The organism is Paralcaligenes sp. KSB-10 (assembly GCF_021266465.1).
Classification (GTDB): domain Bacteria; phylum Pseudomonadota; class Gammaproteobacteria; order Burkholderiales; family Burkholderiaceae_B.
Genome location: NZ_CP089848.1, coordinates 931,615 through 944,431 on the forward strand (window position 1 = coordinate 931,615; position 12,817 = coordinate 944,431).

Genomic DNA, 12,817 nt, shown 5'->3' on the forward strand with positions numbered 1-12,817 from the left:
CCCCATCAGAAGCCCTCTTCGACCTGAGCCGTAATCACCAGGACAGTGGTCAAATGCTGGGTCGAAGCGCGATCGCTGCCGCCAAACGCCATTGGAATTCCTGGATTCAACCTCCGCCCCTCGGACTCCTCTTGACGGCGGTCGAAACCGGATACAAGCAGAGGCTGGCCGGGATACAGGGCAAGCTGCTGCACCGTGCCATTGCCATCGATGGTGATCTGTTGCAATTGCAAGGGATTGGCTTTATCGCCGAACGTTACCGACTTGATCGGCTGCGCCACGGTATTGTCATAAGCCACGGACAACAGGATCTGGCCGTCGTCCTGAGCATCGGGGACCAGCGTGAGCAGGGAGCCGACCGTTTCGTCCTTTTGGCTGACCGACACCGATGGGAGAGCCATGCCGGTTTCGCTCGCCAGAGCCGTGGTTTGTACCTTGTCTATATACGAAAAGGTTGTCCTGACCGCGTGCGTAACGGGACGGCGATTAAGCGTCAGGACTGGCACACTGCTGCGGCGAACCACCTGGCCAAGCTGGCTCAGCGCCTTGACCACGGCCTCTGAACCTTTGAACGAGCCTTGATTCAAACCCAGGCCCAGGCTTGCGGACTCGACAAGATTCGATCCGGGAATGGCCATTGCCGCCGCCACCTTGGCACTGGAAAAGACCAGGTTCCAGTCGAGCCCGGCTTCCGCCGCGTCGCGCGTTATCAAGGTAATTTCCTCGAACACCAATCGCACGCGGCGCGTGAGTGAACGATTTTCCTGGTCCAGATACCGGGCAATCTGCTGCAACACGTCTGGCGTATCGGTAACCACCACGGACGAACTGGCTCCGGGTTCGGCAACCAGCGTCCCCGCTTGCGACAGGAAAGGTTCGATACGGGAACGCACCACCGCCAAAAGTTCGAGCTTGCCGCTGGAAAGGCTGGTTTTCGAAGTGCTGGCGAAACCCTCGGCCTTGCCGGCCCCGCTCAAGCCCAGCGAAGCTTCCGCCTGGGCATTCAGCGTCAGGGCCCGAACGTTGAACACACGTGTTTCAGTTCGATAGAATTCGATTCGACTATGCGCATAACGCCACGCTACGCCAAGACTTGCAGCGATCCGGTCCAGAATTCTGGCCAGCGGCTCGGGCCCGCCGGACAAAACTACGCGAGCCGGCGCGGGATTTGCAGCCATGGCATTGCCGGCATTGGCCAGGCGCGGCGCAAAACGCTCAAGCGGCAGCAAGGCCTCGGGGCTGACATGCACAGGGATCGTGGTCACGGCGGTAATGCGCTGCGCAATGCCCGGCAAATCAAGTGCAACATCTGAAAACATAAGAGTGGTATTGACATTGGCACGCAAGGCCAAAGGCAGGCTTACTTCGCGAGCCAGCGGCTGCGAACGCCCGGCCAGCCAGGGCCTGGCCACGTCTTGTGCGGCGCGCCTCGCCTCGCGGCTTTTGATTGCCCGCCCAAAGGCCTGATGCCGAGCCTGCAGATCGGACTCGGCGGTTCCGACCGACAAGCCGATCTGACGCATTTTTTCGCCCAGCGCACAGGCCGAGGCCAGGCAACACAGGCCAATAATGGCGATGCACCGCGCCAGGCTGCTCATGAGGACTCCGAAAGGTTGGTGGTGCGATCGCACAGCTGCGCATACGGCACGATGCGCAAGACTTTGTTTGAATAAAAGCAGGGCTGCAGCGGCCGATCGGCGAGTTCGGTCGTGGCGACCAGTTCCTGGACCGCCGACTTGAAGCCGGATTCGAAGCTGGCCGAAGCCACAATGGGAATATCGGCGTCGACGACCCAATGCTCCGGCTCGAAAGTCCAGCCGGCGCTGCGGGCCCATCGAGCTAATGCCGCCCGAAGATTGCTGTCTTGCGGACTAACGTGATAATGGTCGGCCAGATCAAGCGCCGAGGCCGCCGGAAGCAGCACCTCGGGCGCGGGCGGCGGCGCAATCCTGGCACCCGCATCCGGGACCCGAGCCTGGCCCGGCCCCTCGACCGCAGCGGGCTGCGCACCGGCATGCGGCAACTTATCGGGAACAGCGCCCGGCTGGGCAAGCGAGACCGAATCCACGGGCTGAGGCTCCGTCTGAGGCAAAGGCTGCAATGGCGCCCGGGATTCGGCCGGCTCGGCGGCAATCCGATCGATAAAGCTCTTTAAATGTCCGCCACGCAGCACCAGGCTGGCCCATACGCCGGGCAGAACCAGGTACGGCCCGTCGCGACGGTAGTCAAGCAGCCTGTCGCCATTGGGCGATCGCTCGAAAATGGCGGGAATAGCCTGGCCGGGAGCAAACTGCAGCCACGTTTGCCGGCCATTGTCGAAAACCTGTACCGGCGCAACCTCGCGATCGCCGGACAAACGCCAGGAAAAATTATAGTTGCCGGTGTCTTCCTGTGGGTTACGCGCCGACCCACCCGAAATCCATGCCCAATCGGGCAAGGCGGAACAGCCCGATAAAAACAAAACAAGCAATATTGCGATCGTTCTAGCCATATCAGCACCAAAATAAAATTTACCCGTGTCGCTTGGGTAGCAATCTTGGATGCCGAGCCGGACTCTCGCCAGACCGAATTGTACGAATAGAGTTTTTTATCGCCAGGAGAAACCCAGCTGGCGCAGAAAAATTGCCTATGGATCAAGACATTAAATTACTCCGGGAAGGAACAAAAAATCCTGCTGGCCAAATAAGACCAGCAGGATTTTCAGATAGGGCTTCGAATCCGGCCCATGCGGTACCTCGGGCAATCAGTGCTGGCGCACGATTACCCCCGCTTCAGCAGATGCCGAACGCAAGGCGCTGACGGCAGGATCCTGCCCCTCCAGGGCACGATTCAGCTTCTGGCGAAACATGGCTTTGATTTTGGGGTAGTTGGTGACATGGAAACCCCGTTCGGTCGGCGTCGGGCGACGCGCATACCCGGCCACCAGTTCCTGCCAGTCGCCCAGGTTCTGGTAATAGCTTTTATCGGTGCTGGCAAACGCCTGCGCGGTCAATGGCAAATACCCGGTATTCTGATACCAGGCCGCGGCGTTTTTAGCCTGAGCCAGCCACCCCAGGAAGGCCGACGTGGCCTTGTTCTGATCTTTTGTGTGGTTATCGATTGCCCACAAGGCCGCACCACCCACAAAAGGATCTCCAGGCGTGGAAGTGGCCTGCGGATAATACGGCAATCCCGACACGCCGAATTTCAGCGAACGGGTGTCGTTGAACCAGCCCAGATTGCTGGAGCTGGACATCAGCACGGCGCATTCGCGGTTGGCGAAACGCTGCGTGGACTTCGCTTCAAGTTCGGGTTTGACCAAAAGCCCGGTGCGGGCCCAGCTGATCATGGTCGACAAATGGCGTATGTACATCAGGTCGAGCGGAAAACTTGGCGTAACCTTGGGCTGCATGCCATTGTCGCCCGTCAGGTACAACTGATTGTTCACGGCCGCCAGACTTTCCAGGTTGATGGATACCGGCTGGTCGGTCGTATAGGGGCAGTCGCGAGAGCCGCCATTGGCCAGCTTGACGAGCTGATCCTGCAGGCCCATCCAGGTGCGCGCGGGAACCGCCGGCTCCAGGTGCGCCTTCTTGAAGGCATCTACGTTGTAGTACATGACAGGAATCTCGACCATATACGGAAATGCCAGCAGGCGCCCCTTGGCATCGCGCATGAAAGCATGCTCGGGAGCCAGGAACCATTTGGCATCCTTGATCGGATACTTGGCCAGCAAGGTATGCAAAGGCAAAATATAACTGCGCTTGGCGACTTCGTCGGGCGCATGATTGTCGCTCAATTGCACCAGGTTCGGCGCATCCTTGCCTTTTGCGCCGCCGGGCAATGCCGATTCGATTTCGTCGGGGCTGTCGAAGGCCTTGAGCGTAACGTGCACCTCGCCCTGGTCGCTGTTGAACTGTTTAACCAGTTTCTGGAACACTTGTTTGTTATGGGAATTCAGGCTGTACCACACCTGGATATCGGTTGCCCCGGCCGCCAGGGCAGAGGAGGCGCCAAACACGGACGTACCCATCAGCGCGACGGCACACCACGCGGAAGTCGCGCCAAAAAACGGATGGATCTTCATAAGTTGCTTAGCCTAAAAAAGGAAATTCGGGTTCGGGTTGTTTACCGGAGATCAGATCAGCCAGAGCGCGGCCCGATCCCACCCCCATGGTCCATCCGAGCGTGCCATGCCCTGTATTCAAATAAAGATTGGAAATTCGTGTTTTACCGATTAGCGGAACATTGGACGGAGTGGTGGGACGCAAACCTGACCAGAACTGAACAGTATCAAAATCAAGTGCGCTTGGGAACAAATCTCGCGCAAGCGACGCCATATTATCGCAACGGATTGTATTCAAGGCACGCGAATATCCCGAAAGCTCGGCCGTGCCGGCCATACGTATTTGCTTACCAATACGGGTATACACAACTTTGTGCGCGCTATCGGTCAGGCTGACTGTCGGCGCCGCCGCATCGTCCAGGATATTGAACGTGGCCGAATAGCCTTTGGCCGGATAGACATTGCAGGGAATCCCCAGGGGCGCGACCAGTTGAGGGGTAAAGCTGCCCAGGGCGGCCACATAGGCGTCGGCGACCAGGGTTTCGTACAAGCCTTCGGGATTGACGAGCTCCGCACCTTGTATGCGGCCGCCCTCCGCCAGCAGGCGGCTGACTTGTGTGGAAAAGCGGAATTCGGCCCCGGCACGGCGGGCCCGCTCGGCCAGGGCTGTGGTAAACAGATAGATATCGCCTGTTTCATCCTCGGCTGTGTAATCTCCCCCCAGGATGCGATCACGCGCCGGCGCCAGGGCCGGCTCGATCTGCACGATTTCGTCGGTGCTGACAATACGACGATCCACGCCAAAATCCCGCATCAGGCCCGCCGCTTTCTGCGAGGCTTCGAATTCGCCCTGGTCGCGGTAGAAGTTGAGTATGCCGCGTTCCAGATGGTTGTAATCGATGCCCAGATCGGCGCGCATGGCCTGCAAAGTGCGACGGCTGTATTCGGACAAGCGCACCATCGCCTGTATGTTCGGCGCCAGGCGGCCGGGCAGGCATTCGCGCAGAAACGCCATGCTCCAGACCCACTGCCGCCAATCAAGCTGGGGACGAAACGACAGGGGCGCATTTTTTTGGAACAACCATCTCAGCAATTGGAGAGGCGCCTGAGGATTGGCCCATGGCTCGGAATACGATACCGAAATCTGGCAGCCATTGGCGCGGCTGGTTTCTTGCGCCGGGCCGCTCGCGCGATCGATCACGACAACCTCATGCCCGGCCTGCAACAACCACCACGCCGTGGCCGTTCCGATAATTCCGCTACCCAGTACGGCTATTTTCATAGAAGCTTATCCTCGAAACCGCCCTATGCCAGATCGATTTCCGACGTAAACGCATCGGCATAGAACTCGTCGCCCGGCAGGCCTCTTTGCGTGAAATCCTTGCGGGCGCTGTCAACCATAATGGGCGCCCCGCATGCATATACCTGGTACCCCGAAAGATCGGGTATATCCTGCAACACCGCCTGATGCACAAAGCCTGTACGTCCGCTCCAGTTATCTTCCGCAAGCGCCTCGGAGATCACCGGCACATAAGAGAAATCGGGCAAGGCCCTGGTCCATTCCAGCACTTTATCGTGCATATACAGGTCCTTGGGCCGGCGCCCGCCCCAGTACAAGACCGCCGGGCGGCGAATCTGCTGCTCGGCCATGCGCTCGATAATAGCCTTGATCGGCGCAAAACCGGTTCCGCTTGCCAGAAACACCACCGGCTTGGCGCTGTCTTCACGCAGAAAGAAAGACCCGAAAGGGCCTTCGACGCGCTGAATTTCACGGACTTTCATCTGGGTGGCGCCCTTGCCGAACACATGATCGGTAAACACCCCGCCCGGCATATGGCGTATATGCAGTTCGACCAGATTATTGTCGACCGGCGGGCAGGCCATGGAATAGCTGCGGCGCCGGCCGTCTTTCAGTATGAATTCAAGATACTGGCCGGCGTAATACTTGAACGGATCGGCCGCCGGCAACTGCAAACGCACAATCATCACGTCGTCGGTCGCCTGTTCCAGCCCCATGACGCGCGAAGGCATTTTGCGAATCTGTATATCGCTGGCCATGCGGATTTCACGGGCCTCGATAAGCAGATCGGAATTGGGCCGGGCCTGGCAAAACAGCGTGTATCCGGCGGCCAGCTCTTCGGGCGACAGCAATTGCGCCGGATGCGGCCCCGCCTCGTAGTCGCCCTCTATGACGCGGCCCTTGCAGGTGGAGCAGGCGCCATTGTGGCAGCTGTAGGGCAAGACGATTCCCGCCGCCAGGGCGGCGTCGAGCACCGACTGGCCGGGTTCGGCCAAAAACTGATGTTGACTGGGCTGAACAGTAACCTTGAAGCTCATAAGGATTTTTTAAACAATCAAATAATTAAGTAACAAGCGAATAAACGCATTCCGTGTCCATAAAACCAGGCACTGCCACTCGGACAATCAAGCTGGTTTACCGGCCTCGGGGGCCGCCAAGAGTGTAGGTTGCTTTACCTTGATCGACAAGAGCTTGCCTTTGCGTGCGCGTTTCCCTATATATTCCTCAAGCTCAGAGGCGTCCAGCACAAGCAGCGTCTCTTTGTTGCGGTAAATGCCGCTGGCGGCCAGGCCGGCCGGCCCAAAAACGACCCACTGCGCCACGATATCGGCCGTATCCAGCCCCATCAGTATGGTGCCGCGCCCGCCTCCCGACAAGGACTTGACCTCGGCCAGGGCCACCACCAGTATCCGGCCTTTTTTGCTCAGCATGGCCAGATATTCGTCGGCTTCACGCAGGGCCAGCGGTTTGAGCAGCGACTCGCCCTTGGCCAGGCTCATGAACTGTTTGCCCGCGCGCTGGCGTGTCGTCACGTCCTTGAGCGTGGCCGCGAATCCATAACCAGCGCTGTTGCCCAGAACATAGCGCTGCCCGTCGTCACCCGCAATCATATGAACGATGCGAGCGCCCTGCTCGACATCGATCATGGACGTGACGGGCTGGCCGTCGCCGCGCGCCGACGGCAGGCTGGAAACCGGCACAGTGTAGACCCGGCCGGTCGTGGAAAAAGCGATCAGATTATCTGTGCTGCGGCACTCCAGGGCGTCGTAGAGATCATCACCCGCCTTGAAGCCGAATTGGGTCCGGTCGTGGCCATGCCCTTGTCGCGCGCGCAACCAGCCCTTCTGCGACACAATGACGGTGACGGGCTCATCGACCACCCGCGTTTCCAGCACCGCACGTTCGGCCGTCTCGATCAGCGTGCGCCGTTCGTCGCCATACAGTTTGGCATCGGCTTCGATTTCCTTGACCATCAAACGCTTGAGCGCCGCCGGATTGTCAAGCAACTCCTGCAGCTTGAGCTGCTCATCCTTCTTTTCGGCCAGTTCTTTTTCTATCTTGAAACCTTCCAGGCGCGCCAATTGCCGCAAGCGCATTTCCAGGATATCTTCGGCCTGTCGTTCCGACAGGTCGAAGCGCTGCATCAAGGCCTGCCGTGGCTCGTCGGATTCCCGTATGGTCTGGATAACCTCATCGACATTCAGGTACACCACCATGCGGCCTTCCAGCACGTGAATGCGGTCGGTGACCTTGTCCAGGCGAAACTGGGTGCGGCGCGTCAGGGTTTGTGTGCGAAACCCCAGCCATTCGACCAGGACCTGGCGCAAGCCGCGCTGGCCCGGTCGCCCGTCGGTGCCTATGCACACCAGATTGATCGAAACGCTACTTTCCATGCTGGTTTGAGCCAGCAGGGTATTGACAAACTCGTCGCGGTCGATACGGCTGGTCTTGGGTTCGAATACCAGGCGAACCGACGCCTGCTTACCCGATTCGTCGCGCACGGTATCAAGCAGGCCCAGCATCAGTGCCTTGGTTTGCTGTTGCTCGGCGCCAAGGCTCTTTTTGCCTGCCCTGATTTTCGGATTGGTCAAATCCTCGATTTCCTCGAGGATTTTTTGCGACGACGTGCCCGGCGGCAGCTCGTGCACGACCAATTGCCATTGGCCGCGAGCCAGCTCTTCGAACTGCCAGCGCGCCCGGGCCTTGATCGACCCTTTGCCCTGGCCATATATATGGGCAATATCGGCCGGCGTCGAGATAATCTGGCCACCGCCGGCAAAATCGGGCCCCGGCACCAGACCGAACAACTCGTCGTCCGAAAGCTTCGGGTTTTTTAACAGGGCCACGCTCGCCTGCGCAATTTCGCGCAGATTATGGGAGGGAATTTCGGTCGCCATACCTACGGCAATACCCGAGGCTCCGTTCAACAACATGACAGGCAAACGCGCCGGCAACATGGCCGGCTCGGTCTGGCTACCATCGTAGTTGGGGACGAAATCGACCGTTCCCTCATCCAGCTCATCCAGCAATACCCGCGCAAAAGGAGTAAGCCGCGCTTCCGTGTAACGCATGGCGGCCGCATTATCGCCGTCGCGCGAACCAAAATTGCCCTGGCCGTCAACCAGGGGATAACGCAGGGTGAAATCCTGGGCCATGCGCACCATGGCGTCGTAGGCGGCCTGATCGCTATGCGGATGGTATTTGCCCAGAACATCGCCAACGACACGCGCCGACTTGACCGGCTTGGCGTTCGCCCCCAGCCCCATCGCCTGCATGGCAAACAAAATGCGGCGCTGCACCGGCTTTTGTCCGTCAGCCACCTCGGGCAAGGCCCGGCCACGCACTACCGAGATCGCGTAATCCAGGTAGGCCTGTTCCGCATAGTTTGCCAACAAAATACGTTCGCTGTTTTGGCCCTCGTCAAACAGGCCTGCTTGTGTGCTATCCATATATTCCAGTATCTCTTTGTCTATCTACGACAGGCGCCGGCAAAAAATTTCACGCGTGCAAAAGCTCAAACATCCACCTCGGCCAGATTGCCTTTTTCTTCCAGCCAACTGCGGCGCTGCGCCGATTCGCCCTTGCCCATCAGCATGTCGAACATCCGGGTCGTTGCATCGACGCCCAGTTCGCCGCAGCTAATCGGCATCAACCGACGGGTATCCGGATTCATGGTGGTGTCCCAAAGCTGTTCGGAGCTCATTTCGCCCAGGCCCTTGAAGCGGCTGATGCTCCAGGCCCCATCCCGCACTCCTTCCTTGAGCAATTTGTCCTGGATCGCTTCAAGCTCGCCCTGGTCCAGGCAATATAGCTTGCGCGCAGGACGCTTGCCCAAAGCCGGCACATCGACACGGAACAAGGGGGGACGCGCGACGTACACATGGCCGGCTTCGACCAGTCTGGGGAAATGCTTGAAGAACAGGGTCAACAACAGTACCTGGATGTGCGAACCATCGACGTCGGCGTCGGACAGGATGCAAATCCGTCCATAGCGCAAGCCCGACAAATCGGCCTGGTCGTTCGGCCCATGCGGGTCGACCCCGATCGCCACCGCAATGTCGTGAATCTCATTATTGGCAAACAACCGGTCGCGCTCGACCTCCCAGGAGTTGAGCACCTTGCCGCGCAAAGGCAAAACCGCCTGGAATTCCTTGTCGCGCCCCATTTTCGCCGATCCGCCCGCGGAGTCTCCCTCGACCAGGAACACTTCGGTCCGGCTGACATCGCTGGATTCGCAATCGGTCAGCTTGCCGGGTAAAACCGCCACGCCCGAGCTCTTGCGTTTTTCCACCTTCTGGGCCGAGCGCGCACGGGCCTGGGCCTGGCGAATCGCGCTATCGGCCAATTTCTTGCCATACTCGACATTGGCGTGCAACCACAGGTCGAGCGCGTTCTTGGCGAAGCCGCCAACCAGGCGGACTGCATCGCGGCTATTGAGCCGTTCCTTGATCTGCCCCTGGAACTGTGGATCGAGCACCTTGGCCGACAGTACGAAACTGGCCCGCGCAAACACATCTTCAGGCAAGAGCTTGACCCCCTTGGGTATCAAACCATGAAGTTCGGCAAACGACTTGACCGCGGCAAACAGGCCTTCGCGCAGACCCGCTTCGTGGGTTCCGCCCGCCGTGGTCGAAATCAGGTTCACATACGATTCCCGTACAACCGGCCCATCCATCGTCCAGACCACCACCCACTGCGCGCCCTCGCCGGGTGCAAAGGTGTCGTGATCGGCATCGGCATATTGCCGGCCTTCGAAGGCCGGCACCACGGTCTCGGCATCACCCAGCGCCTCGTTCAGATAGCCGCGCAGGCCCTCTTCATACTGCCAGTTTCTGGTTTCGCCCGTTTTCTCGATTGTCAGGGAAACCTTGATGCCGCTGAGCAGTACCGCCTTGCTGCGCAGAACGTGCACCAGTTCCGCCATGGGTATCGAAGCATTATCGAAATACTTGGGGTTGGGCCGGACACGCACCCAGGTCCCGGTTTTCTTGCGACTGACCGGCTCCAGCTCTTTCAGCGGCGTGAGCACGTCGCCGTCTGCAAATGTTATTTCGTGCGTCCGGCCATCGCGCCAGACCCGCACATCGAGCCGCGACGAAAGTGCATTGGTGACCGAAACGCCAACACCGTGCAGGCCTCCGGAAAACGCATAAGCGCCATCGGCCTTCTTGTCGAACTTGCCGCCGGCGTGCAGGCGGGTAAAAACCAGTTCAACCACCGGCGCATGCTCTTCCGGGTGCAAACCCACGGGTATGCCGCGGCCGTCGTCTTCCACCGAGATACTCGCATCGGCATGCAGGGTGACTTTGATATGCTGGGCAAAGCCCGCCAGCGCTTCATCGGCGGCGTTGTCGATGACTTCCTGCACTATATGCATGGGACTTTCGGTACGGGTGTACATCCCCGGACGCTGGCGCACGGGCTCCAGCCCTTTCAATACTCGAATAGATGCTTCGTCGTAGCGTGATGTAGCCAAGTTATCCCCAAATTTCTGTGGACAAAAACCCTTATTTTAAGGACGAAGTGAAAATTGCCGCTCAAAACGCCCCAGGCGCCCTGTCCACGGCCCTGCCGCAGGCCGGGCCGGACCCACGCCATGCGTTCGGGGGCCGACAGTGGTATGCTTGTAGTCATTCGGCAACAGATACACACAATCCAATAATAGAATTCGTTGTATCTATGCCCAGTCTTCCCGTATAGTTTTCACATATCCCTGATTCTGACCCCAATTCTTCTTCCATCATGAGCGAATCTATCAAACACGTAAGCGACGCCAGCTTTGAGGCGGATGTGCTTAATTCCGACCTGCCGGTGCTGGTTGACTATTGGGCTGCCTGGTGCGGCCCCTGCAAAATGATTGCCCCGCTGCTCGAGGCGGCCGCCCAGGAATACCAGGGCCGTGTCACCATTGCCAAGGTCGATGTCGACGCCAATCCCGATACAGCCGCCAAATTCGGCATTCGCGGCATACCGACACTCATGCTGTTCAAAGACGGCAAGGCCGCGGCCACCAAGGTGGGCGCCCTGTCCAAATCCCAACTCACCAGCTTTCTCGACGAATCCTTGTAAAATAGTCTGTTTCGCGCGAGCCTATTCTGGGCTCGCCACTTGCTTGCAAATACCCCCTCCACTCTCTCATGCACCTCTCAGAACTAAAAGCGCAGCACGTCTCGCAGCTGCTCGAAATCGCCGCTGGCCTGGAAATCGAAAACGCCGGCCGCCTGCGCAAACAAGAACTCATGTTTGCCATCATGAAGCGCCGCGCCAAACAAGGCGAACAGATTTTCGGCGATGGCGTCCTTGAGGTTCTGCCCGACGGCTTTGGTTTTTTACGCTCGCCCGACACGTCTTATCAGGCCAGCACCGACGACATCTACATTTCGCCGTCGCAAATTCGCCGCTTCAACCTGCACACGGGCGACTCCATCGAAGGCGAGGTGCGCACCCCCAAAGACGGCGAACGTTATTTTGCCCTGGTCAAGGTCGACAAGGTCAACGGCATGCAACCCGAGGTCATCAAACATCGCATCATGTTTGAAAACCTCACGCCGCTGCACCCGAACCAGGTCATGACCCTGGAGCGCGACAGCCGCAGCGAAGAAAACATCACCGGCCGCATCCTGGACATCTTCGCCCCCATAGGCAAAGGCCAGCGCGCCCTGATCGTGGCCAGCCCCAAGTCCGGTAAAACGGTCATCATGCAGCATATCGCGCATGCCATCAGCACCAACTATCCCGACGCGGTTCTCATCGTGCTGCTGGTCGACGAGCGCCCTGAAGAAGTTACCGAAATGTCGCGTACGGTGCGCGGTGAAGTCGTCGCCTCCACATTCGATGAACCCGCAACGCGCCATGTGCAAGTGGCCGAAATGGTTATCGAAAAAGCCAAGCGCCTGGTCGAACTGAAAAAAGACGTCGTGATCCTGCTCGATTCCATCACACGCCTGGCGCGCGCTTACAACACAGTCGTGCCGGCCTCGGGCAAAGTCCTTACGGGCGGCGTGGACGCCAATGCCCTGCAACGGCCGAAGCGCTTTTTCGGCGCGGCCCGCAATCTGGAAGAAGGCGGCTCGCTCACCATTATCGGTACGGCGCTGATCGAAACCGGCAGCCGCATGGACGAAGTCATTTACGAGGAATTCAAAGGCACCGGCAACTCCGAGCTGCACCTCGAACGCCGCCTGGCTGAAAAACGCGTCTACCCGGCCATCAACCTGAACCGATCGGGCACGCGCCGTGAAGAATTGCTCATCAAGCCTGAGCTTCTGCAAAAAATCTGGGTGCTGCGCAAGTTCATTCACGACATGGACGAAGTCGAGGCAATGGAGTTTATTCTGGACAAAATCCGGGCAACCAAAACCAACTCCGAATTTTTCGACATGATGAAAAAATAAACACTTGCGACAGCCGGCAAGCTTCCTCGCGGAAAGTTTGCCGGCTTTGTCATCACAACTGCGGCTGCCCTTCGTGCA

9 protein-coding genes are annotated in these 12,817 nt (G+C 58.9%); 2 read left to right on the plus strand and 7 right to left on the minus strand.

Features of this window, described 5'->3' with window-relative positions; genetic code table 11:
• Positions 1–5: 5 nt before the first annotated feature.
• The 7 genes from LSG25_RS04290 to LSG25_RS04320 form a co-directional block, all read right to left on the minus strand.
• Positions 6–1,598 (minus strand): hypothetical protein, encoded by a 1,593-nt coding sequence (locus LSG25_RS04290; RefSeq protein WP_232743476.1) that lies wholly within the window; start codon positions 1,596–1,598, stop codon positions 6–8.
• Positions 1,595–2,491, minus strand: a complete 897-nt coding sequence (locus LSG25_RS04295; protein WP_232743477.1) for a TcpQ domain-containing protein — start codon at positions 2,489–2,491, stop codon at positions 1,595–1,597. Before LSG25_RS04295 ends, LSG25_RS04290 begins: the two co-directional genes overlap by 4 nt.
• Before the next feature lie 252 nt (positions 2,492–2,743).
• Positions 2,744–4,066, minus strand: coding sequence for an extracellular solute-binding protein (locus LSG25_RS04300; protein WP_232743478.1), 1,323 nt, complete (start codon positions 4,064–4,066; stop codon positions 2,744–2,746).
• A gap of 7 nt (positions 4,067–4,073) precedes the next feature.
• A complete protein-coding gene (locus LSG25_RS04305) occupies positions 4,074–5,327 on the minus strand; it encodes a D-amino acid dehydrogenase (RefSeq protein WP_232743479.1) in 1,254 nt (417 codons plus the stop codon).
• A gap of 23 nt (positions 5,328–5,350) precedes the next feature.
• On the minus strand, positions 5,351–6,382 hold the full coding sequence (locus LSG25_RS04310; RefSeq protein WP_232743480.1) for a CDP-6-deoxy-delta-3,4-glucoseen reductase: 1,032 nt from the start codon (positions 6,380–6,382) through the stop codon (positions 5,351–5,353).
• Between the two features lie 87 nt (positions 6,383–6,469).
• Complete coding sequence (parC, locus tag LSG25_RS04315; RefSeq protein ID WP_232743481.1) at positions 6,470–8,794, minus strand: DNA topoisomerase IV subunit A; 2,325 nt, start codon at positions 8,792–8,794, stop codon at positions 6,470–6,472.
• A 65-nt stretch (positions 8,795–8,859) separates the two neighbouring features.
• Positions 8,860–10,821, minus strand: coding sequence for a DNA topoisomerase IV subunit B (locus LSG25_RS04320; RefSeq protein ID WP_232743482.1), 1,962 nt, complete (start codon positions 10,819–10,821; stop codon positions 8,860–8,862).
• Positions 10,822–11,087: 266 nt separating this feature from the next.
• Here LSG25_RS04320 and trxA point away from each other — a divergent pair, with 266 nt between their 5' ends.
• Together trxA and rho are read left to right on the plus strand one after the other, a co-directional pair.
• Positions 11,088–11,414: a thioredoxin TrxA gene (gene trxA / locus LSG25_RS04325; RefSeq protein ID WP_232743483.1), complete on the plus strand. Its 327-nt coding sequence runs from the start codon at positions 11,088–11,090 to the stop codon at positions 11,412–11,414.
• Between the two features lie 68 nt (positions 11,415–11,482).
• Positions 11,483–12,739 (plus strand): transcription termination factor Rho, encoded by a 1,257-nt coding sequence (rho, locus tag LSG25_RS04330; protein ID WP_232743484.1) that lies wholly within the window; start codon positions 11,483–11,485, stop codon positions 12,737–12,739.
• Positions 12,740–12,817 lie beyond the last annotated feature (78 nt).

What these genes read in the sequence shown, in the direction of transcription:
- LSG25_RS04290 (WP_232743476.1), bottom strand. Translation starts at nt 1,598, where the DNA reads ATGAGCAGCCTGGCGCGGTGCATCGCCATTATTGGCCTGTGTTGCCTG.
- LSG25_RS04295 (WP_232743477.1), bottom strand. Translation starts at nt 2,491, where the DNA reads ATGGCTAGAACGATCGCAATATTGCTTGTTTTGTTTTTATCGGGCTGT.
- LSG25_RS04300 (WP_232743478.1), bottom strand. Translation starts at nt 4,066, where the DNA reads ATGAAGATCCATCCGTTTTTTGGCGCGACTTCCGCGTGGTGTGCCGTC.
- LSG25_RS04305 (WP_232743479.1), bottom strand. Translation starts at nt 5,327, where the DNA reads ATGAAAATAGCCGTACTGGGTAGCGGAATTATCGGAACGGCCACGGCG.
- LSG25_RS04310 (WP_232743480.1), bottom strand. Translation starts at nt 6,382, where the DNA reads ATGAGCTTCAAGGTTACTGTTCAGCCCAGTCAACATCAGTTTTTGGCC.
- parC (WP_232743481.1), bottom strand. Translation starts at nt 8,794, where the DNA reads ATGGATAGCACACAAGCAGGCCTGTTTGACGAGGGCCAAAACAGCGAA.
- trxA (WP_232743483.1), top strand. Translation starts at nt 11,088, where the DNA reads ATGAGCGAATCTATCAAACACGTAAGCGACGCCAGCTTTGAGGCGGAT.
- rho (WP_232743484.1), top strand. Translation starts at nt 11,483, where the DNA reads ATGCACCTCTCAGAACTAAAAGCGCAGCACGTCTCGCAGCTGCTCGAA.